We start from the raw sequence: 21,624 nt of genomic DNA, 5'->3' as shown, positions 1-21,624 counted from the left end.
CCGTGACGGGACATGTGAGAGCAGCTTCTGACCCGGTTCTGGTCGGCATGTCCCGGCAGCAACTGAGCGATCGCACCTACACTTTGGCCGCCGATGGCGACGTCCAGCGCGGCCGCCGCCGCCCTCACACCTCTTCAGGCTCGGGTTCGAGCCCTGAGCACCGACCCCAGCATGATCAAGACAGCCTGTTAATGATCTGCAAACCCTCGTTCCTTCGCCGTGCAGAGGAACGGAATCCGGCCGTCCGGGGTTCTTGACGGGTACCAATTGGTCCGTACCTGAGTATTGACTCCCCCTTATCTCACTCCTTAAATCAACAGGCGAGACCTTCACCCCCCACCCCGATCGGCTCACCCGTGTGCTCGATCGCCGTATGGAAGGACAGAGACATGGCCTCCCCACGCCTGCTCCGCAGATGCCTGTTCGCCGCCTTGTCCGCCGTGTTGGTCGCGTCCGCCGCGACCGGCGCGGCTCATGCGGATCCATCGGACGTCTCCGCCTCACCCTCGGAAGTCTTCGCCGCCGCGGTCGTGTTCTCCGACACCTTCGACGGCGCCGCCGGCAGCGCCGTCAACTCCTCCAGGTGGTCACTGGAGACCGGCGACAACGTCAACAACCACGAGCGCCAGTACTACACGTCCGGCACCAACAACGCGGCCCTCGACGGCCAGGGCCACCTGGTGATCACGGCCAAAAAGGAGAACCCGGCCAACTACCAGTGCTGGTACGGAACGTGTCAGTACACCTCGGCCCGAATGAACACCTCCGGGAAGTTCAGCGCGCAGTACGGGCACGTCGAGGCCCGAATGAAGATCCCGCGCGGACAGGGCATGTGGCCCGCGTTCTGGATGCTCGGCACCGACACCGGGTCGGTCGGCTGGCCCAACTCGGGCGAGATCGTCGTCATGGAGAACGTCGGCTACGAGCCCTCCACGATCCACGGCACCATCCACGGACCCGGCTACTCCGGCTCAGCCGGCATAGGCTCCGGCTATACCCTGCCGAACGGGCAGGCCTTCGCCGACGCCTTCCACACCTTCGCCGTCGACTGGGCGCCCAATTCGATCAAGTGGTCGGTCGACGGCGTCGTCTACCAGACGCGCACGCCCGCCGACGTGGGCGGGAACACCTGGGCGTTCAACAAGCCGTTCTTCCTGATCCTCAACCTCGCGGTCGGCGGCTACTGGCCCGGCGACCCCAACAGCTCCACCGTCTTCCCGGCCCAGCTGGTGGTGGACTCGGTGTCCGTGACCACGAGCGAAACAGCCACCGGCGTGCCGATCCACGGCCTGGCCGCCAAGTGCGTGGACGTCGCCGGGGCGAACACCGCCAACGGTACCGCCGTACAGCTCTACGACTGCAACGGCTCCGCCGCGCAGCAGTGGACCGTGGGCTACGACGGCACGATCCGCGCGCTCGGCAAGTGCCTGGACGTGACCGGTGGCGCCACCACGGACGGCACCACGACCCAGCTCTACAACTGCAACGGCTCCGCCGCCCAGCGGTGGGCCGTCAACTCGGCGAACGACATCGTCAATCCTCAGGCCAACAAATGCCTGGACGTGACCGGCAACAACAGCGCCAACGGCACCCGGTTGCAAATCTGGACCTGCTCGGGCGCCGCCAACCAGAAATGGACGGTCGGCTGACCCGGCCCCGAAACCCACAGCTCAGGGGCTGAACCGCCGGGCCGGCAGATCACGGTCGGAGTCACAACTCCCCTGGTCCGTCACCACCGTTATGACATACGGGCCTATGTCTTCCACTGGCACAGTCACCACCACACCGAGCAGGCCAGCGCACCGGGGCAGGCGTAGCCGCCGTACACAGGGCCGGTGCCCTTCGACGATCTCGCGGACGACGACGAGCGGGCGGTTTGCCCGGCTCGTCCGGTCAGTGGACGCCGTCGCCGAGGACAGGCCGCCCGCGGCCGTAGTGATGGAGACCGTGCAGGGTGAGGGCGGGACCCACCGGGCCGTGCGGCCTGGCTGCGCGCACTGGCCTCCCGGGCTCGGGCGCACGGCACGCTGCTGGTGGGGGACGACATCCAGATGGGCTACGGACGCACCGGACCGTTCTTCTCCTTCGAACCGGCCGGAATCGCCGCCGCCATCGTCTGCCTGCCTGCCCAAGCCCATCAGCGGGCACGGGATGCCGATGGCCCTCACGCTGATGCGTCCCGAGTACGACGTGTGGAAGCCCGGCGAGCACAACGGCACCTTCCGTGGTGACAACCCGGCGTTCGTCACCGCTGCCCGGGCGTGGGAGCTGTTCTGGTCCGACGGGTGCGCTGGAGGCCCGGACCGCGGTGCTGGGCGAGCGCGTGGGCCGCGCCCTTGCGGACACCGCTCGCCGGCACGGGCTGCCCGCCTCGCGCGGGCGCGGCCTCGCGTGGGGGCTGCCCTTCGGCCGTCCGGGCTCGGCCCGCGCGGTGTGTGACGCCGCATGCCGGGGTGGTCTGCTGCTGGAGACGGCCGGGCCCCACGACGAGGTGGCCACGGTCCTGCCGCCACTGACCGTGACGGACGAGCAGCCGGAAGTGGGCCTTGAGGTGCTCGACGAGTCCGTCGCCTCGACAGTCGGCAGGCGGACTCTCGCGGCCTGAGCGGGGAACCCCACTTCTTGGATGAACGACCCTCGTGCGGCGGACCGGCCGCGGCGCCGGCGAAGAACCGGCCGCGGGGCCAACGAAAGGGAGAACGGATGTCGATCGACCTCGTCAGCTTCCTCGGCGTAGTGCTGGTGGCGTATGTGGTCCCCGGCCCGGACTTCCTCGTAGTGGTGAGATCGGCCACCGAGCATCCCGCCAAAGGGCGCGCCGCGGCGCTGGGCGCCCAGACCGGACTGTGTGTGCACATGCTCGCCGCCGCGGTCGGACTGTCGCTGATCGCCGCCCGCTCGCCGGCGGTCTACGACACCATCAAGCTGTTGGGCTCGGCCTACCTCGTCTACCTGGGCGTCCGGGCCGTGCTGGCCGCGCGACAGGCCGCTCGCGAGCGGGCCGCCGGGCGAGAGACGGCCGGTGGCCTGCAAGACGGCGCCGACCCGCGAACTTCGGCGGAGGACGGCCCGGCCCACGGCCGGTGGCGCTCCGGCTTCACCCAGGGCTTCCTCACCAATGTGCTGAACCCCAAGGCGGCGCTGTTCTTCCTCAGCATCCTGCCGCAGTTCGTCGACGGGGGCGGTTCGGCATCGCGGCAGATCTTCTTCCTCGGCACTCTGGACATCGTCATCGGTGTCGCTTACTGGTTCGCCCTGGTCGCCGTCGCCGCGCGGCTACGGGCGTACCTCGCCCGCCCGAAGGTCCGCCACCGCTGGGAGCTGACGACCGGCTGGCTGTTCATCGCCGTCGGCATCGGCGTCGCTGCGGCTGCCTGAAAGCACTGCTTCGGTTACTGGACGACGATCTCGAGGTCGACGAAAGTCCGGTCCGCCGTCGAGGTCTACCTCTACGACCAGCTCAGGGCCCGGAGCTCGGAAGATGGGCCCTTGTCCGTCCACGCGGGTTGGCGGGTTCTGTTCGCGTTAGTGGAGACCTCGCGCTGCACGCCAGGGGCGCAGCACCGCAACTGCGCCCCGAGCCCCGGCCGCGTCGCCCGTCCGTCCGTCCCGTCCTACCTCGCGGGCGACAGGTGTCAGCGGGTGGTGAGCATGCCTTCGCGCAGTCGGGCAAGGGTGCGAGACAGGAGCCGGGAGACGTGCATCTGGGAGACCCCCAGGCGTTCACCGATCTGCGCCTGGGTGCATTCCTCGACGAACCGCATATGGATGATCTGCCGGTCGCGCTCGTCGAGTTCCGCGATCAGCGGGGCGAGGGCGTGGAAGTCCTCCACCAGCTCCAGATCTGTGTCCTGGGTGCCGATGAAGTCCTGCAGGGCGGCTTCGCCGTCCGCGCTGCCGCTGATCGTGGCGTCCAGGGAGGCGGAGTTGTAGCCGTTGGCGGCCAGGCGGGCCTCGCGGACCTCGTCCTCGGGCAGGCTCATCAGCTCCGACAGCTCCTTGACCGTCGGGGTGCGGCCCAGCCGGCTGCGCAGTTCCTCGGTGGCGCGGGCCAGCTGGACGCGGGCTTCCTGCAATCGGCGAGGGACGTGCACGGCCCAGGTGGTGTCACGGAAGAAACGCTTGATCTCACCGACGATGTAGGGAATGGCGAACGAGGTGAACTCCACCTCCCGGGACAACTCGAAGCGGTCGATCGCCTTGATCAGCCCGATCATGCCGACCTGGACGATGTCCTCCATCTCCTCCGGCCCGCGGCTGCGGAACCGGCCCGCCGCGAAGCGGACCAGGGACATGTTCATCTCGATCAGCGTGTTCCGCGCGTACTGGTACTCCGGGGTGCCTTCCTCCAGCACGGCCAGCTGCTGGAAAAACAGCTTGGACAGTTCGCGGGCGTCCTTGGGTGCCACCCGCGACGGGTCAGCGACCTCGGGCAGCTCGGCCGTCCGGGTCTGTGTTGCCGCCATGCTCATGGGCGCCATGCTTGTTCCCCTCCCAGGTCGTTCCCGCCGCCGCGGCCGGCCGAAGCGGCCGACGACGCACCGCCTACCCCCATGTCCTGCCCCTACTCCCCCATCATCTCGGCCTGCAGTCGGGCAGAGGTCTGCAGACCCGTCCGCGACCCACGGCAATGATCGTGTCGCTCGGTCGTCCCTCTCGCGCCACGGCTCCCCCGTAATCGATTCACCCCATTGTCTCGTTCCGGCAGGCCCATTGACCCCAGCTGACGGCGCATGGTCAGACAGCAGCTCGGCGTCCAGGTCCGCGACTGAGTACCACTCGTCGCCGATGCGGCCCCGGTCTGCGCCCGGCTCTACGATCAGCTTGTCCTCGACCCTCTCGTAGAGGCACGTCGTCCAGGCTCGTGCCATTGCGTCGCCCCGGTCGATCTGGCCATGGTCGCCATCGAGCGCAGGCCCCCGTCGGGGATGCCCACCCTTGGTGATCTCCTCGCCGGCGGTAGCCGGAACCGGTCGCAGGCGCTCAGCCTGTCGTGGTCAGGCAGCTCGAACAAGGTCAGAGCCGACTGTTCCTCCAGCCGCAACCCGGTGCGGGCCATCATCGCTGTAGACGGCGTTCCGATCCGTGCGCTTGCCCCTGAGGGCCGGGTCCTTCACCCCTGTCGGCAGGTAGCCGCGGATCCCGACGTCGCGCCAGGCGCGGTATTGCTCCGGGGGCAGCCAGACGCCCTTCTTGCGGCGGCATCGGCTGCGGAACCCCGGCCCGGCGATGAAACCCAGGCTCCACCCCACATCACCAGCATCACCAGACTCCAAGCCAACATGGCCGATTCCTGCCCCTGTTGAGACTCGCGTCACCCGGATCCACTGACCGGTGCGTTCAGTTCTCGGGGTTGATCTTCGAGGACAGAGCGAACAGCCCTGCCGCCGACGCGATGAGACCTCCGGCCAGTTCTTCGTATCCCTGGAAGTAGGCGATGGGGATGGCGATGGCGCAGGCTGTTCCGACCAGGACGATGACGCGTCCGATGAGCCGCCGAAGTCTGCCCGGCTGCGGAGGGTATTGGGTGTTCGGCGGGTTTCCCCAGTAGGGAATGGGACCCGGCCTGGGTTTCCAGCCCTCGTCCAGGAGTCGCACGAACTCCGGGTGATGGCGGGCGTAGCCCAGGCGGTGGGGTGCCAGGCGCCGCCATGGCAGCCCACCATGCCTGATGGCGAGCCAGGTGAGTCCCGGCAGGCAAGCCACGGCTGCCCAGATCCCTGCGATCGTCCGCTCTCCGGCCGAAGCCGGCAGAATGCCGAGGAGTCGGTCCAGTTGGCCGCTGGCGGCGTAGGCGATCAGCGCGGCTATGGAGAGCACCGCCGCGGTCTGCTCGATCTGATGTCCGGTGTGGCAGCGGGCGCAGCGTGGCACATGTACGACCTCCCGGCGCCACGTGGTGCGCAGGACAACGATCCACCGGGTCATGGTCGTGTCGGCATCCCGGTGCAGCCCCAGGACACGGTCGTGCCACGACGCCGGTGTGGCTTTCCCGCAAAACCAGCACTCCCGCACCACGACTTTCCTCTCCCCCTACGGCCAGTCCCGCTGGTGAGGATGGTATCGATGCCGGTCCGGGACTGGTCCCGCTCAGCCGGAACGGCCCATCGCCCACACGAGTCGGTTCAGTGGATCGGAAAAGCAGCTCTGAGCGATTCTGCCAGTCGTCACAGACCGTCACACATCACCGGATCTGAAACAGATTCTCACCTTCTTCCTTAACCTCCACTCCGGCTGAATCGTCACTCTTTGGCGTGATTGCAGGGTACGGGGCGGCCTTCCTCGCGATGCTGAACTCTGCAACTGCGTAAGGGAGTTCAGCAGGAAGACCGTGGGGTAAGGGTGTTGCCGCGGATCGACGAGCGGGAGGCGATCGCGGAACTGTCCCGCTTCCGGACGACCTTCGACTGGTGCTTGTCTGCGCGGGTGGATGCGTTCTTCGAGCCGCGGCCGACGAGTTGCTGTGTGCGGACGGCCCGACGCGGGTGCCAACACAGCCCCGCCGACAGCGCCTACAGGCGGCGGCGCAGGAACATCGTACGGCATTCTCGAATAGAATCCTTTGAGTTTCCATTCCAATCGATAGACAACGGCACTAAAAGGCCTTCATTCTCTCTCACCCTCGGGCGCCTTCTCGCGTCGCAATGAAACGGGATCCAGCCCCAGACGGGCGCTGATGATTATACGGTTAATAGCGCGGAGGTGGCTTTCGATCCCGATCCGTCTCGGCTGCCTGAATCGCTTGAGGAGGAGCTTGACTTTGTCAGTAGTGGCATCTAAATAGTGGCGCCAAACATACGGTCCCATTGAAGGTGAACTGCCAGCCGGGGAAATCCCGATGGTCCATTTCTCTCGTTCACGCACGACATGCACTTTCCGTGTGGGGTGGGGCTCGCGGGAGCAGTTTCCGGTGCACCTGGTCGTGCCCGAGGTCGTCGCTGAAGTCGCCGTGGATGTGGCCCGGGACAGCGCCGGACGCTGGCGCCAGCCGACCCGGCTCACGCCTATCCGCACCGACATGGGGCCGACGAGGCGCCGCTGTTCCGGGCGGCTTCCTAGCGGGTCAACCGGCAGGTGTTCCCGTTTCCTCCGTCGCGGACCCGGGCGCCGCTGCGCTCCAGGCTCTGCAGGTGATAGACCACCGATGCCGGGCTGCGCAGCCCCAGGGCCGCCCCCAACTCCCGCACCGACAAGACTTCTCCGCCCTCTAGGATCGAGCGCCGGATCTGGGACAGCACCTGCTCCTCGCGCCGCGTGAAGTGGTCCAGTCGTCGGCTCACCGAACACCCACCAGCACCCAAAGCTGTCGCCCCTGGCGGCGCAGTTCGGCGCGGGCCGCCGGTACCGCGGCCGTGCGGTGACGGAGAGGCATCGGATCTCAGTGGATCCGAGATCGGCCGACGGGCGGTTCATGTACTGCATCCGGGTAGAGGAGCAAGTGACGCTGCCGTTCGAACGATGAGGGGGGAAGTGGCGGATGGAAGCGGCCAAGTGGTCGGTGGATCGCGAACGTCTGGCGCAGTGGGTTCCCGAGGGCGAGCGGATGACGGCCGGCTGTGCCGTGACATACGGACGCATGCTGTGGGGCCTGGCGCCGCGACAGGCGTCACTCCTGCTGACCGACCGCCGGGTGCGAGTGCTGCGTCACCGAGGCAATGACCTCCGGTACGGCATACGCGGCATCTGGTTCGAGATGATGCGTGGCGAGGCCGAAGCGGCGTGCGTCAATCCGCAGGTGCGGGTGGATTTCGACAAGGGGCAGGAGGTCGAACTGCGTCGGCGTGACGGCGGGGTAGAGCGCCTGGTGATAAGCCAGTGGGACGCGGTGCATGCCGAAGCCCTGTACGAGGCGTTCTCTTCCCGGGAGTCGGACACGCGGTGATGTTGGGCCGCTACGACGAGGGCGGCCGCTGCCGCTACACCGGTCGCACCACGATGCTGCACGCAACCGTCTGGCACGCCCTCGCCGACCAGCTGCACGCCGGGGTCGCGCCGACCACCCGCGGGCGGGGCGCACTTGGGGCTCGCGGGACAGCTGTCGGTGCAACTGGTCGCGCCCGAGGGCGTCGCCGAAGTCGCCGTGGACGTCGCCCAGGACAGCGCCGGACTCCGGCGTCACCCGGACCGGCTCACGCGTATCCGCACCGACGTGGGGCCAGGCGAGGTGCCGCATGTTCGGGGAGGCTTGCGAGCGGGTCAGATGGCAGGTGTTCCCGTTACGTCCGTCGCGGACCAGGACGCCCCTGCGTTGCCCAGGAACGCCGATCTGGCGGGTGCCTGCGCGGGACAGTGCTCCCGTTCTGGTCCTACTCCTCGTCGTCCGCGTCGATCGTTGAGCCGGTACGTCCTGCACGAAGCGGGATGTTTCGGCGCTCAGTGCCCGCTGGTCACCGACGTAGATTGGACTTTCGGCAGTGGTCGGAGGGCGCCCGATGTCCGTACCGTCACCTCTGTGGACAGCACAATGATCAACGGTGGGACTGCGACCGGAACGGCTGTGCTGCGGCGGGCACTTGATCCTGGGACCATTCTCGCGGCGGCTACCGCGGTGGTTGCTGGTCTGAGCGTGATGAATCCGTGGTGGGCCGTCCCGACTGCCGTCGCCGCGTTCCTGGCAGGACGACGTCCTGGACGGACGGGGCCGACAGCGCTCGCCCTGGTCGCGATACTCGCGGCCGGCGTGGTGGCCTTGTCCGTCGTTCCTGCTTGGCTCCCCCTTGCCGGCCGCTTTGTGACAGTGGTGGTCGCCGCCACGATGCTGCCCTGGTTCGCGGGCCGGTTCTGGTGCCAGTATCGGCAGCTTGTCCGGGCCGGTTGGGAGCTTGCTGATCAGCTGCAACGCGAGCAGCAACTGATCGCTGATCAAGCCCGGCTGCGCGAGCGGGCACGTATCGCTCAGGACATGCATGACGTACTCGGCCATGACCTCAGCCTGATCGCCCTGTCGGCCGGGGCACTCAAACTCGCTCCGGACCTTGAAGAGCACCACCAGAGGGCCGCAGGGGACATCCGAGCCAGAGCCGCGGCCGCGGTGGAGCGTCTCGGCGAGGTGATCGGTGTCCTGCGTGAGGAGACCGATGCAACGCCTATGGACCCCAACAGCTCCAGCCTGACGCGTCTGGCTTCCGAGGCTTCTGCGGCCGGCCTCACGGTGGAGTTGCGCATCGAGGGTGACGCGGACGAGGTGCCGCCCGTGGTCATACGGGCGGCTCACCGGGTCGTGCAGGAAGCTCTGACCAACGTTGCCAAGCACGCGTCCGGCGCGACCGTAACGGTCCATGTGACGCATACGGCAGCAGAAACGACGGTCGTCGTGGAGAACGGCCCGCCCTCGTCTGCGGCCAACCAGCAGCCCAGGCCTCGGAGCGGAGGGCGTGGCCTGATCGGTCTCGAAGAACGTGTGCGGTTGACCGGCGGTTCGTTCGACCACGGCCCGCGCGACGGAGGCTACGCGGTCGTCGCGCGTATCCCGCACACGCCCTCGCCGCCGCCACCGCCGCTCGCGTCTTCATCCTCTCGTGGTGACGAGTTGCCGCAAGAACATCGCCGCGCTCGGCGCCGGGTCCGCCGGGCTCTGGTCGCCGCGGTCATGGTGCCCCTCGTGACGGGAGCTTTGCTGATCGGAGCCCTCATGGGCTGGGAGATGATGTCAGCGTCACAGTCGGTCCTGGACCCACGCGACTATGCCCGCCTGCATGTAGGGCAAGATCGTTCCGACGTGGAGCGTCTCCTGCCGGACCGGCAGACGAACTACCGACCGCTGACCGCCGAGCCGACGGGAGACGGCACAACGTGCGAGTACTACTCGATGACCGCCAACCGATTCGACGACCGGTCCGGCGACGCCTATCAGCTCTGCTTCCGGAAGGACACCCTGGTGTCCCTGGACACGATCACCCCGTGAGTGTTCGATGATCCGGGTACTGATCGCCGACGACGAGCCGATGATCCGCGCAGGGGTACGCGCCGTTCTTGCCACGGATCCGGACATCGAAGTCGTCGCCGAGGCCGTCGACGGGCACGGCGCCGTGGAACTGGTCCAGCGCCACCGTCCCGCCGTGGCGGTACTCGATATCCGCATGCCGGGAATCAACGGCATCGACGCCGCCGCGGAAATCCGCAACACAGTGCCGGCCACGAGCATCATCATGCTGACGACCTTCGGAGAGGACGACTACATCCTCAAGGCGCTCGGCGGTGGTGCAGCAGGCTTCCTGATCAAGTCGGGCGAGCCAGAGGAACTGATCACCGGAGTGCGTGCGGTGGCCGAAGGCGCCGCCTACCTGTCACCGAAGGTCGCGGCCCGGGTCATCGCACACCTCGCCGCGACGGGCGCGGGCGCCCTGGCCGGTCGGCGCTCCGCCGCCCGCGACCAGGTCAACGCCCTCACCGCTCGGGAAAGAGAGGTGTTGGCCTTCCTCGGAAGCGGCCTGTCCAATGGGCAGATCGCCCGGCGGCTCCATGTGGTGGAGGGAACGGTCAAAGCCCACGTGAGTTCCATCCTGGCGAGGCTGGGCGTCGACAACCGGGCCGCGGCCGCGGTCGTGGCCCACGAGGCCGGAATCGTTCCGCCTCAGCCTCCCCAGCCGTGATGCCGCCCCCTGGACAAGGGGCATGAACGCGAGCAGCACCGCCGCCGCAACAGCGCCGCCGAGCGCCGCGCCGGCGAGCACATCGTGCGGGTAATGGACCCCTACCAGTACGCGCAGCAGAGCGGCAGCCCCGGCCAGCGGCAGCGTGATCGCGGCGAGGCGGGGCCGCAGCACGGCGAGACCGACGGCCAACCCGGCGGCCAGGGTGGCGTGGTTGCTCGGGAACGACCAGTCCCCCGCTCCGGGGCATTCCGCGACAGATTCGGCCCCTGCGCGTAGCGCACGGCAAGGACGTTCCTCGTCCACAACGAGCTTCACCGCTTCGCTCACCGCATAGGCCGCGACGGTGCCGAGACCGGTCAGCACGGATCCGGCGAACTCCCGTGTGTCTTTGCGGCGCATTGCCGTCCACCACATCCAGACCAGCAGCATTCCGAGGATCACCAAAGTGCCCTCGCTCGCCACTTCCAGGAGCGGGCCCAGCCACGACGGTGCATCCGCCACCGCCCCGGCCACCGACCGGTACGCGGATGCCGAAGCCCCGCCCGTGACCTCGACAGCACCAGCTTCGCCCAGCCCACCGGGGGACAGCCAAGTGACAACTCCTGCTCCCACGCCCAGGACGGCCAACGCACCGAGCGGCCGACCGGCTCGGACTTGCATTCGCGGTTCTCGTTCCATGAGGCCCGAACCTAGAAGCGGGAACAGTGGGGAACCCGAGCCGAACGGCAACTTCGGACCTTGACGATCGTCAGGCTTGACAGCTCCGGGCACCTTCGTTCCGCGTCACCGGACACACCGCGACCTTCAACAAACCTTCGCTTTTCGAGCGTCTCCAGCAACGGGTGTACCACCGCGGCGCGGGTGCGGCACCGGGCGGCAACCGAGTAGCCGGCGCATCTGGTCGCGTTCGGTCTGCTGCGCGTGCACGGCCGGGATCTGACGGGATGCCCTTTCAGCGAACGCTGCGCCGCAGTGGAGTCGTTGTTCCTCGAGGAGGGTCCGGCGGCGCCGTGGTCGCTGTGCCCGACCACGACCGACCCGGAGCAGGCGGCCGTATGGCTGGCTGACCACACAGCCGTCGGGATCGAGGGTCTGGTGTTCCGGCCTCTGACGGGCGGGTACGTGCCGGGCGGGCGGGGGTGGGCCAAGTACAAGGCGCAGCAGACCACGGAGGCCCTCGTCGGATGGTCACGGGCTGCCAACAGGACCCCACTACCGCATTGTTGGGCCGCTACAACGACGGCGGGCGCTTGCGGTACACCGGCCGCACCACCACGCTGGGCGGCCGTCCGGCACGCCCTCGTCTGCCACCTGCACGCCGGAGACGCAGGCCACCCGTGGACCGGGCGCACCATCCGTGCGGGGTGGGGCTCGCGGGAGCAGTTGTCGGTGCACCTGGTCGTGCCCGAGGTCGTCGCCGACGTCGCCGTGGACGTCGCCCAGGACAGCGCCGAACGCTGGCGAATAGTCAGATGTCGCCTTGGACCAGGGCGTGCAAATGCTGGTCGTGCCACCCGTCTTCATGCAGCAGCGCGCTGCGCATCGTGCCTTCGACCAAGAAGCCGGCCTTGGCCGCTACTCGGCACGATGCCGGGTTGGCCATCGAGTGGCACAGCCGGAGCCGGTGCAGGCCAAGGTCGTCAAACGCCCACCGGCTGAGGCGCTTCGTGGCCTCGACCACGACGCCCCGACCGCGTCCTGCGGGCAGGACCCAGTACACGACTTCGGCGCTGCCGCCAGCGAGATCGATGTCACTCAAGCCGATCAAGCCCACGGCTTCGCCGCCGTCGGGATCGGCGATGGCCCATATCGCGCCCTGCTCGTTCTGCCAGCGCTCGTGCATGCGCTCGATACGCTTGGCCGCTTCCGCCGGCGAGGCCACGACCAGGAGGTTCCACTGGCGAATCGCCGGATCCTGCCCAGCAGCCATCAACGTGCCGACGTCGCCGGCGCGCCAAGGGCGCAACTCCATACCGCTGGAGAGGGTGAGCACGGGCTGTTGCCGCTCGGCCAAGTGGCCTGCAGGAACGACGGGCGGTACGGCTGAGGCGATCACTGCGGCATCGTGCCACAGCCCCACATCAGACAGCACTCGATCCGCCCCCGCCCCTACCACCCACCACTGACACACAGGGTGAAGGGCAGATCCCGTCCGTGGGCTCCACGTCGCCTTCCCGCCCCGGTTTGGGGATGAGGACCCGGACCTCGATGGACCATTCGTCCTGCCCCGTCAGCCCTCCGTGACCCGGATGATCGTCTTGCCGGGGTTGCGTCGCCCGGGTGCGAAGGCGGCGGGTGCCTCGCAGAGCGGTCGTACGTCTCCGACGATCGGCTTGAGCCGCCTCTCCCGCAGTCGCTGGGCCAGGTCCGCGAGCCGGACGCGATCGGGTTCGACCACGAAGAAGACGGCCTGTCCGTTCTCGGGCTGAATCCTGAGAGGCTCGGCGATGGTGACGAGGGTGCCGCTGGCGCGTACCAGGGCGGTCGAGCGGTCGAGGATCTCGCCACCGAGCACGTCGAAGACGAGGTCGACTTCACCGACATCCTCCACGGCGTCGCTCTGCAGGTCCAGGAACTCATCCACGCCGAGACCGAGGGCCGACTCTCTGGAGGCCGCCCTGCCGCTGCCGATGACTCGGGCTCCGGCCTCGCGCGCGAGTTGCACGGCGATCGACCCGACACCGCCCGTCGCGCCGTGAATCAGGACGGTCTGGCCCGTCATGAGGCGGCCGTGGTCGAACAGGCCCTGCCACGCGGTCAGCCCGGAGATCGCCAGCGCGGCCGCCGCGGTGTGGTCCACGTCCGCCGGAAGCGGGGCGAGGTTGCGTGCCTCCACTGCGACGTACTCGGCCAATGAACCGTCGCGGGCCCCGTCGCACAGTCCGAACACCCGCTGGCCCACGGTGAGTCCGGTCGTTCCGTATCCCAGTTCTACGACGACGCCCGACAGCTCGTGCCCGGGGACACTCGGGGTGCGGTCGCGGCCGGCGCGGTCGGACCACGTCGCCGGCCAGTCGAGTTCACCAGGGGTGAACCCTGCGGCATGCACCCCCACGATGACGTCGTTCTCGGCGGCGTGCGGGTAGGGGATGTCCGTCAGGGACAGTCCGGCGGATCCGGCGGCACGGTCGCGGACGGTGATGGCTTGCATGGCGGTTCCTTACGGTGGTCATGAGGGGTGTCGGGCCGACGCGGTGCGGGCCCGCGAGGACGCCAGAGCGGCCCAGCAGCCGTTCCCGAAGATCGGCGAGCTGTCCACCCGCCTGATCACCCAGGCGAAACAGACCGTGGAGCGGTCCTGGCTGGGTGAGGTCTCCGCGGTCGTCCTGCAGCAGTCCCTGCGCGACGCCGAGACTGCGTACCGCAACTTCTTCGCCTCCCTCAAAGGCACCCGCAAGGGCCCCAAGATCGGCCCGCCCCGCTACAAGTCCCGTAAAGACGCCCGGCAGTCGATCCGGTTCACCGCCAACGCCCGCTGGCACCTCACCGACAGCGGCCGGCTGAACCTGCCGAAGATCGGCGCGGTGAAGGTGAAGTGGTCCCGCACCCTGCCCGCCACCCCGACCTCGGTCACCGTCATCAAGGACGCGGCCGGCAGGTTTTTCGCCTCGTTCGTCATCGACACCGACCCGGCCGCCGACGCCGCCCGGATGCCCGGCGGTGACCAGATGGTCGGCATCGACCTCGGACTGACCCATTTCGCCGTCCTGTCCGACGGCACGAAGATCGACTCCCCCAGGTTCCTGCGCCGCGCGGAGAAGAAGCTGAAGAAGGCCCAACGCGAGCTGTCCCGCAAACAGAAGGGATCCAAGAACCGCGAGAAGGCGCGACTCAAGGTCGCCCGCGCCCACGCACAAGTGACGGACGCCCGCCGTGAGTTCCACCACCAGCTCTCCACACCCAGCTGATCTCCGAGAACCAAGGGATAGCCGTGGAAGATCTGTCGGTGGCGGGACTGGCACGCACGAAGCTGGCCAAGTCCGTGCACGACGCCGGATGGTCGTCGTTCATCAACATGCTGGAGTACAAAGCGGCTCGGTACGGGCGGACCCTGATCAAGATCGGCCGGTTCACACCGACCAGCCAGGTCTGCTCGCAGTGCCGGACCAAGGACGGCCCCAAGCCCCTGCACATCCGGAACTGGACCTGTACCGCCTGCGGTGCGGTCCATGACCGGGACCACAACGCCGCGAAGAACGTCAAAACGGCCGCCGGACTGGCGGTTACAGCCTGTGGAGCGCAGGTAAGACCAGGACTCGTCCCGGCACAGCGCGACGAAGCAGGAAGCCACGGATTCCCGCCCGAACCCCGTGCCGCGTAGCGGCACAGCAACGGAACGGAAGGCCAGAATCCCCGGGCTTCAGCCCGAGGAGCAAGTCAACTGCGCTCGCTGCATCCGACGGGCGTGCGCATCGCGATCGTCTGCGACAAGTACCCCCCGCACCTGACGACGAGGCGTTGCCAGCGGGTCGGCACGTGGGCAGCGGCGAACGACGTCGAGATCGCCTACACCCCGACCAATAGCTCCTGGCTCAACCGCATCCAGGCCCAATTCACCGTCTCGCGCTACATCATCTGGCGGAACAAGCACGCGTTCAACGAACGCCTCCGCAAGGTCGTGAACAGGGCGAACGTTGCCTAATGCTAGGAACGGTCAACTGCGTCGAGGGCGTGTTCTTTTAGGAAAACGCCCGCATGGGCTGCGGCTTCTTCCGCGGTCGCGTAGCGCGTCCCATCTGTAACCGTGGCGGATGCTCCATCAGCGCCCACGCCTGTCCAACTCCAGTCACCGGAAGACGCCTGTACCAGTTCGGCAGTCCCCCCGAAGAGCGCGAGCGTGCTCCTGCCCGCTGTAGCGGGCGCTGAGCGGCTGATGGCGTCGGGCCATTTCTTTCGGGCACCCTGCCGGGTGATGCCCCAGACAGCCCCCATCTGCTCGTAACTGGCGCCGTAGGAGCCAGCGGTTGCTGCCGCGTGGGCGGTCAACCGCCTGACCTCGGCATCCATCACCTTCCACGCGGCCAGGATGGACAGTGCCACTTCGATGGGATCCGCTTCCCACATACGATCCGCGGGCAGCCCGGTCTGTTGGCAGCGAATCGCCGAGGCCAGCGGATTCAAGGCGTCGTACAGCGCCTTGTCGAGTTCTGCCTGCTCTTCCGGGGTGATCTCAGAGATCATCATGTGACAACTATAGTTTCCAAATCACTAGATGGAAACAAAAGTTTACGCATGGTCTCGCCCATAGCCCGACCGCATCAGCGAGACAGGCCAGCCAAGGCTGCGTCAGGCGCCGGGCAGGGCGGGCGAGGCCCAGAGCAGACGGCCGTCGGCAACAGCGTCCCGTTGAGGATCACGTACGCATTGGCAGTTGCGGTCTTGACCGCGGAGGCCAGGTTCGGGGCGAGCGCGGACAGCACGTAGACGGCCTCGGTGATGTACCGGTAGGCGGTGGTGGTGCCGGCGCCGAAGCCTGCGGCGAGCTGGCCGTAGGTGTGCCCGCACCGCAGGTGGGCGAGGGCGAGCAGGGCCTGACGGCCTGTGCTCGGCCGACGCCAGCGGGTGCCGCGCTGGCGATGGTCCCGTAGCCGGGCGGACAAGAAGCGCAGGGCGGAGCTGAGACGTCGATCCCGGACGGATAGACGAGCATGCGAAGCCTCTGGTGGAGACGGATCTCTTGGTCAAGAACCCATCTACCAGGGGATTCATCTGGCTGTCAGCTCAACCGGCGGGCTCGCCGCACAAGTTGGGCAACGCCTTTCAGTGGCACACTGGTCGTCGTGTCCAACTCCTACGCGCAGCCCATCCTGAGAACAGCGGACCTATCCGAGGGGTTCCGCACCGTCGAGAGGCTGCTTGGGATCGCCGACCTGGGCGATCTTGAAGTCGATTTCGATGTGCGAATCTCCTCGACTCGCTCGCTTTCGGCGGTGCTGGCCGTGTTGCCGGATGCCGAGTGGTGGGCGGAAGGAGGGAGGGGCGGTTCGTCGGAGCGTATGGATGATCCGTCGGCCTTCTTGCCCATCCGGCTGCGAGGCTGGGCCGGGGCACCGGGGACGGTGAAGCCATTCCTCCAGGCGGTTGGCGACAGCCCAGCGACGGTGCGGTGGGACTTCAACGCCTGGCCCGAGGCTCCCGAGGTAGATCTGGGAGTGGGCGGTACCCGCGGAGCATTCGTCACGCTGTGTGTCCATGCCCGAGACCTCGACCTTGAGGAGCCTGCGGCCGACTACACCGTTTTCGTCCACGTCACGCAGGTCGAGGCCGAACGTGCACCGTGGCTGGCAGCCCAAGTCGGGTTGCGGGTGATCGGCGACTCGGTGATGGCGCCGTACTGAGAAGGCTGTGGCAGCGGTGCGTCGCTGCCGGGATTGTCCAGGTGGATGCACCGCTGCCTTAGGAACTACTCAGAGTTCTCCTGATGACAGATCGCCAGTTCTACGGATGCCGGAGAGGCTCCGCTGAGCAGTCGAAACGACAGGTGGGAAAAGGCTCACTGCCCGTTACCGGGCGCAGAAGGACGTCGCCTTCAGGAAGAAGCTCCCGGCCGACGTACCCGGCCTGACGGAAGGTGAGCGAGCCGGCGTCGTGTGCGAACTGGCCCGCACTATCAACCCGAGCAGTCTCCCGCCACCTACCACCCCCTACGCCTGGTGCCGAGCCCTGGCGGTGCTGCACCGGCACGTCCGGTACGCGAGAGAAGATCCGACGCGCAGCCGACACCCCGGATCCGATGCGCTGGCAAGAAACACGGCCGGCCGGCTGGCGTCACATCCGCGCCGGATTACAACGCAACTCAAGTGTTGGACATTGCATGAGCGCGGACACGTCTTCAGGGGTTGAGCGAGGCCCGGACCGGCAGCGGTACGCCAGGCGGGCTCTTCACCATCGGTCGGCCACGCCTTGTTGTAGGAGCAGCGCAGGGTGCGGACTTCGTGCCACGTCTGCTTCTCCAGTCGGGTGAGCAGTGCTGCCGGACACCGCTCCGCTCGACTTCGTCCTGCTGCGCGCGCTGGTGCTGCGGCTGGAATCGGTCAAGAAGGCCTGACCGCCGATACGGCGGTGACGGTCACCGTGTCGTCGCACTCGGCGAACTGCCCGTCGTCCAGAGCCACCTGGTACGCCCCGGACCCCGGCAGCCGGACGACCATCGTGGGATACACCACGGGCGCCGAACCGGACACGCAGTACCCGTCGGCCTCTCCCTGCACCTGCACGAACGTCAGCTTCACCCACGCCTTGCCGCCGGGGGCAACCTTCACCGGCGCCGCGGCTCCGGTCGGCTTGACGGTGAGCGGCACGTTCATCTCGGGAGAGCCGTTCCCTGCGCCTGCCACCGCGGGGTGCCCCTCGAGGACGCACGTCCGTCCGGACACGTTGGTGAACTCGACGACGGCGGCCCCGGTCCCCGTACCGGCCGGCCGCACGGCGGCCTGACGGGCGGTCGCCTTCAGACTGCCAGCGGAACAGGTCCCCGCCGAACCGCCCGGAGCGGGTGCGGACGACGGGGGTGCGGAGACAGCGGGCGAGGAGGAACCGGAGGCGGAGCTGCCAGGCTTCGAGGCGCCGGGCGTGGAGGAGGCCGCTGAGCTGACGGCCCCGGACGGGGTGACACCGCCGCCTGCGGTGTCCGCACCGCCCCCACCGGGCTGACACCCCGCCACCGCCAGCGCCGCCGAACTCACGACCACTGCCACCACCGCACCGCGCATTCCGTTCACGTACCGCATGCTGTCCCCCGAGTCCCAGTTGTCCGGAGCACGGCTCCTCGCCGCCCTCGTCGAACCAGACAAAACCGTGGAGCCAGCAGTTCTCCCCCACTCCGACCTGTGACCCACCGGTGACGAAATCCGGCCACAACCACCGTGGAACGCCCCGACAGACCGAGCTCCCGACCCGCGGCCTTTGAACCCGTGACGCTTCGCCGAACAAGTGCTGTGGAGGGGTGGAGATTGCTGGTGACGACGACCGAGCGTCGTTCGTAGACGGCGTCGACGGCCGGGCTCGTCGTCTTCAGGGGCGCCAGCACAGTGAGGGCAGCAGGCCGAGCCCGTCCAGCCAGGCCCGTGAGGAAGGCGTCGGCCTCGGCCAGCACGGCGGCACGTCCCGACGGTCCGTAGAAGGTCAAGTCGTCGGCTGCGTCGTCGAAGACGCGCACCTGGCTGTGGGGGGCGGTGCATAGGTGGGCGCGCGCGATCTCAGACAGGCCGAGGCTCAGGGCATAGCAGTCCCCGCAGTGGACGAGGTGGAGCATCGTCCAGGGTCGCGGCGATCTCGTCGGCGTCCGCGTCGGTCAAGCCCGCACCCTGAGCGCGCAGCAACGCCACCGACTCGGCGCGGGAGAGGGTGTCAACGTCGAGAGGTACGGCGTAGCTGTTCCAGTGCGGTTGCGGGAGAAACGCCACCACGGTACCCACGCCCGATGGCCGGCAGACTCACGGCTTTTTCGTCGCGGACCGCTTCGTGCCTGTGCCGCTGTTGCTGCTCGTAGCGCTGCGCCTCGGCTTGGCGGGCGCCCTCTTGCGCGTGCGCGTGGTGGCCTCCTTAGCGCCGGACGCCGTCGGCGACCCGGGCGGTGTGGTCGGCCACGTGAACTCGATCTCCAGCTCGATCTCCCCATCACCGATCTCGACCTCTATCTCGCTACGAAGGTCGTCGGGGATCCGCAGGCTCAGCGTTCCAGGGCTGAGTTCCACTTCGGCCTCCCCGCCCTTCCGTAGCGCGTCGGCCAGTGCAGCTAGTTGGTCAGCCGCCTCAAGGCGTGACAGGGAGCGCTTCCGCTCGAACTTGAGGTCCATGGTGTCTCCGATCCGCAGACTGCCTGGGTGCCGGGCAGCTCCGCACAACCGCCGTTCACATCCGACCGGCGGATTCCCTCCAATCTCGTCCCCTCGGGTGCGACGCGCACGTCGGGGGTGCGCGCAGCGACGGCACACGATGCGCGAGGCCGGAAGGGGATCTACGGTTGAGGGGCCCCGTGTGCGGAATGCGGTTCTTCCGCCTCACGCCCCTTCGGGCTCGACACTCACCAGGAGGGCATACGCCATGTCCACTGCATCGGACACTCCTGTCCTGGACACCCTCGCCGCCATGACGGTCGACTCGGTCGAGCGGTGCGGACTGGCCCCGGACGCGCTCATCCTCACGCGCATCGCGGCACTCGCCGCCTCGGACGCCCCGCCCATCTCCTACGCGGCCCATATCGACCCGGCCATCAAAACCGGCCTGACCGTCGAACAACTGCAGGACGTCCTGGTCGCCATCGCACCCATCGTGGGCACCGCCCGCGTCATGACGGCCGCGGGCAACATCGCCACGGCGCTCGGCATGGCCATCGCCGTCGCCGATGCCGAGATCGCAGCCCAGGGCTGAGAGCAGCCGCCCGCCCGGCATCGGTAGTCCGCACGGCCGGCATGGGACAGAGGGCCAAGGATCTGCCCGCCGGGTACGACGTGCCCCGTGCCGGGCGTCCCCATGGCGGCAGGGCAGGCAAGACCAGGCAGGAGCGTCTCCGATGTCCCAGAACGCGACCACGGCCATGCGTGCCGCACCGCACGCCACGCCCGAGAACCGCGCGGCTCTCGGCAAGGAGGCACGGCGCCGCTCGCCGCGGTCGGGCCACGCCGTGTACACGCCGTCTCCCGACCGGCCGGACCCGCTGTCCATTCTTCAGGCGCAGTCCGAGGCACGGGTGCCCGAACTCGTCCCGATCCGCTACGCCCGGATGATGGAGTCCCCGTTCCGCTTCTACCGGGGCGCCGCCGCGATCATGGCGTCCGACCTGGCCGACAGCCCGGTCTCGGGACTCAGGGCCCAACTGTGCGGGGACGCACATCTGTTGAACTTCCGTCTGCTCGCCTCACCGGAACGGCAGTTGGTGTTCGACATCAACGACTTCGACGAGACGCTGCCGGGCCCTTGGGAGTGGGACGTCAAGCGCCTGTCGGCGAGCTTCGTCATCGCGGGCCGGGAGAACGGCTTCGACGACGACGAACGCGCCCGCATCGTGCGCGCCACGGTCCGCTCGTACCGCAAGGCGATGATCCGCTTCGCAGAAACGAGCAACCTGGACGTCTGGTACACGAAGATCGACGCGGACCTCCTCGAATCACTGGCCTCAGGCCGGCTCCAGGCAACGAAGCGCGGGCGCAAGAACCTGGCCCACGCCATCGCGAAGGCCCGCACCCGCGACAGCCTCCAGGCATTCGACAAGCTCACCGAGACGGTCGACGGCCGACCCAGGATCGCGGCGGATCCCCCGCTGCTCGTCCCGGCCGGCGACCTGCTGCCGGACGTGAAACGCAGCGCGCTGGAGCGCCAGTTCCGCGGTCTGATCGAGCGGTACGGTCGCACGCTCGCCTCCAACCGGCGCACGCTCCTGGAGGACTACCGACTGGCCGACGTCGCCCGCAAGGTGGTCGGCGTCGGCAGCGTCGGCACCCGATGCTGGATCTTCCTGCTCCTCGGCCGCGACGACCAGGACCCGCTCTTCCTCCAGGCCAAGGAGGCCGACACCTCCGTGCTCGCCGCACACGTCGGCGCAAGCCAATACCGCAACCAGGGCGAGCGGGTGGTCTCGGGCCAGCGGCTGATGCAGGCCACCAGCGACATCTTCCTCGGCTGGGAGCGGGTGGACGGGATCGACGGCAAACAACGCGACTTCTACGTCCGCCAGCTGCGCGACTGGAAGGGCATCGCCATACCGGAGAGGATGCGGCCGAAGGACATGCAGGCGTTCGGCGAACTGTGCGGGGCCACGCTGGCGCGTGCGCACGCGCGGTCCGGCGACCGCATCGCGATCGCCGCTTACCTGGGCAGCGGCGACTCCTTCGACCGCGCGCTCACCTCCTTCGCCGAGTCATACGCCGACCAGAACGAGCGGGACCACCAGGCTCTGCTCGACGCGGTACGGGCGGGCCGGCTGCCCGCGCAGGAGCTGCCGGCAGCCTGACCCGCGACAGGAGACCCGGCTCACCCCGCACGCGTATGTTCTTCCGCCGCTCCTGCAAGGGTGGCTCTGACGTCACTC

At 68.2% G+C, this 21,624-nt stretch carries 18 protein-coding genes and 5 pseudogenes; 13 read left to right on the top strand and 10 right to left on the bottom strand.

The features are described from left to right. The first annotated feature begins 389 nt into the window (after window positions 1-389). From QF037_RS45975 to QF037_RS45960, 4 genes are all read left to right on the top strand, one after another. Window positions 390-1,649: a glycoside hydrolase family 16 protein gene (locus QF037_RS45975; protein ID WP_307035952.1), complete on the top strand. Its 1,260-nt coding sequence runs from the start codon at window positions 390-392 to the stop codon at window positions 1,647-1,649. A 384-nt stretch (window positions 1,650-2,033) separates the two neighbouring features. After that, the gene (locus QF037_RS45970; RefSeq protein WP_307035951.1) at window positions 2,034-2,231 is read left to right on the top strand and encodes a hypothetical protein; all 198 of its coding nucleotides are present in this window, start codon (window positions 2,034-2,036) and stop codon (window positions 2,229-2,231) included. 77 nt (window positions 2,232-2,308) lie between these two features. Beyond that, window positions 2,309-2,605, top strand: coding sequence for a hypothetical protein (locus tag QF037_RS45965; RefSeq protein WP_307035950.1), 297 nt, complete (start codon window positions 2,309-2,311; stop codon window positions 2,603-2,605). 98 nt (window positions 2,606-2,703) lie between these two features. Next, window positions 2,704-3,378, top strand: coding sequence for a LysE family translocator (locus QF037_RS45960; protein ID WP_307035948.1), 675 nt, complete (start codon window positions 2,704-2,706; stop codon window positions 3,376-3,378). A 257-nt stretch (window positions 3,379-3,635) separates the two neighbouring features. On the opposite strand, the gene QF037_RS45955 is transcribed toward QF037_RS45960, so the two are convergent. The 3 genes from QF037_RS45955 to QF037_RS45945 form a co-directional block, all read right to left on the bottom strand. Beyond that, window positions 3,636-4,481 carry an RNA polymerase sigma factor SigF gene (locus QF037_RS45955; RefSeq protein WP_307035946.1) on the bottom strand — a complete coding sequence of 282 codons (846 nt, stop codon included), beginning with the start codon at window positions 4,479-4,481 and terminating at the stop codon, window positions 3,636-3,638. An 859-nt stretch (window positions 4,482-5,340) separates the two neighbouring features. Further along, on the bottom strand, window positions 5,341-5,928 hold the full coding sequence (locus QF037_RS45950; RefSeq protein WP_307035944.1) for a hypothetical protein: 588 nt from the start codon (window positions 5,926-5,928) through the stop codon (window positions 5,341-5,343). 1,127 nt (window positions 5,929-7,055) lie between these two features. After that, window positions 7,056-7,280: a hypothetical protein gene (locus QF037_RS45945; protein ID WP_307035942.1), complete on the bottom strand. Its 225-nt coding sequence runs from the start codon at window positions 7,278-7,280 to the stop codon at window positions 7,056-7,058. Window positions 7,281-7,477: 197 nt separating this feature from the next. Between QF037_RS45945 and QF037_RS45940 the strand changes: the two genes are divergently transcribed. The 3 genes from QF037_RS45940 to QF037_RS45930 all read left to right on the top strand — a co-directional run bounded on the left by QF037_RS45940 (window position 7,478) and on the right by QF037_RS45930 (window position 10,592). Beyond that, on the top strand, window positions 7,478-7,882 hold the full coding sequence (locus QF037_RS45940) for a hypothetical protein (protein ID WP_307035940.1): 405 nt from the start codon (window positions 7,478-7,480) through the stop codon (window positions 7,880-7,882). 582 nt (window positions 7,883-8,464) lie between these two features. Then, window positions 8,465-9,904: a sensor histidine kinase gene (locus QF037_RS45935; protein ID WP_373463992.1), complete on the top strand. Its 1,440-nt coding sequence runs from the start codon at window positions 8,465-8,467 to the stop codon at window positions 9,902-9,904. 7 nt (window positions 9,905-9,911) lie between these two features. Beyond that, complete coding sequence (locus QF037_RS45930) at window positions 9,912-10,592, top strand: response regulator (RefSeq protein WP_307035937.1); 681 nt, start codon at window positions 9,912-9,914, stop codon at window positions 10,590-10,592. Between the two features lie 87 nt (window positions 10,593-10,679). Here the strand turns inward: QF037_RS45930 and QF037_RS45925 are convergent. Next, a pseudogene (locus tag QF037_RS45925) lies at window positions 10,680-10,994 on the bottom strand (phosphatase PAP2 family protein); the annotation flags it as partial. 498 nt (window positions 10,995-11,492) lie between these two features. Here QF037_RS45925 and QF037_RS51205 point away from each other — a divergent pair. Next, window positions 11,493-11,738, top strand: a pseudogene (locus tag QF037_RS51205) (ATP-dependent DNA ligase); the annotation flags it as partial. A 325-nt stretch (window positions 11,739-12,063) separates the two neighbouring features. Here the strand turns inward: QF037_RS51205 and QF037_RS45920 are convergent. Then, entirely contained in the window at window positions 12,064-12,588 is a 525-nt protein-coding gene (locus QF037_RS45920; protein ID WP_373463991.1) for a GNAT family N-acetyltransferase, read from the bottom strand. 237 nt (window positions 12,589-12,825) lie between these two features. Then, window positions 12,826-13,746, bottom strand: coding sequence for an NADP-dependent oxidoreductase (locus QF037_RS45915; RefSeq protein WP_307035934.1), 921 nt, complete (start codon window positions 13,744-13,746; stop codon window positions 12,826-12,828). Here QF037_RS45915 and QF037_RS45910 point away from each other — a divergent pair. Beyond that, window positions 13,736-14,916 (top strand): annotated as a pseudogene (locus QF037_RS45910) (RNA-guided endonuclease InsQ/TnpB family protein). The gene QF037_RS45915 and the pseudogene QF037_RS45910 sit on opposite strands and share 11 nt — an antisense overlap. A gap of 60 nt (window positions 14,917-14,976) precedes the next feature. After that, window positions 14,977-15,237, top strand: a pseudogene (locus QF037_RS45905) (hypothetical protein); the annotation flags it as partial. A 2-nt stretch (window positions 15,238-15,239) separates the two neighbouring features. On the opposite strand, the gene QF037_RS45900 reads toward QF037_RS45905, so the two are convergent. Together QF037_RS45900 and QF037_RS45895 are read right to left on the bottom strand one after the other, a co-directional pair. Further along, window positions 15,240-15,779, bottom strand: a complete 540-nt coding sequence (locus QF037_RS45900; protein WP_307035932.1) for a hypothetical protein — start codon at window positions 15,777-15,779, stop codon at window positions 15,240-15,242. Window positions 15,780-15,884: 105 nt separating this feature from the next. Beyond that, window positions 15,885-16,245: pseudogene (locus QF037_RS45895) on the bottom strand (helix-turn-helix domain-containing protein); the annotation flags it as partial. Between the two features lie 130 nt (window positions 16,246-16,375). Here QF037_RS45895 and QF037_RS45890 point away from each other — a divergent pair. Next, window positions 16,376-16,933 carry a hypothetical protein gene (locus QF037_RS45890; protein ID WP_307035929.1) on the top strand — a complete coding sequence of 186 codons (558 nt, stop codon included), beginning with the start codon at window positions 16,376-16,378 and terminating at the stop codon, window positions 16,931-16,933. 696 nt (window positions 16,934-17,629) lie between these two features. Here the strand turns inward: QF037_RS45890 and QF037_RS45885 are convergent. Further along, window positions 17,630-18,325 carry a DUF4232 domain-containing protein gene (locus tag QF037_RS45885; protein ID WP_307035927.1) on the bottom strand — a complete coding sequence of 232 codons (696 nt, stop codon included), beginning with the start codon at window positions 18,323-18,325 and terminating at the stop codon, window positions 17,630-17,632. Window positions 18,326-19,030: 705 nt separating this feature from the next. Continuing rightward, window positions 19,031-19,393, bottom strand: a complete 363-nt coding sequence (locus QF037_RS45880; RefSeq protein ID WP_307035923.1) for an amphi-Trp domain-containing protein — start codon at window positions 19,391-19,393, stop codon at window positions 19,031-19,033. 247 nt (window positions 19,394-19,640) lie between these two features. Here QF037_RS45880 and QF037_RS45875 point away from each other — a divergent pair, with 247 nt between their 5' ends. Together QF037_RS45875 and QF037_RS45870 are read left to right on the top strand one after the other, a co-directional pair. Then, a complete protein-coding gene (locus tag QF037_RS45875) occupies window positions 19,641-19,967 on the top strand; it encodes a carboxymuconolactone decarboxylase family protein (protein WP_307035921.1) in 327 nt (108 codons plus the stop codon). A 142-nt stretch (window positions 19,968-20,109) separates the two neighbouring features. Then, a complete protein-coding gene (locus QF037_RS45870; RefSeq protein WP_307035919.1) occupies window positions 20,110-21,546 on the top strand; it encodes a DUF2252 domain-containing protein in 1,437 nt (478 codons plus the stop codon). Window positions 21,547-21,624: the final 78 nt, after the last annotated feature.

This window comes from Streptomyces canus (genome assembly GCF_030815415.1).
Classification (GTDB): Bacteria; Actinomycetota; Actinomycetes; order Streptomycetales; family Streptomycetaceae; genus Streptomyces; species Streptomyces canus_F.
Note: the sequence above shows the minus strand (reverse complement) of the source record. Positions and strands in the feature narration are given on the sequence as shown.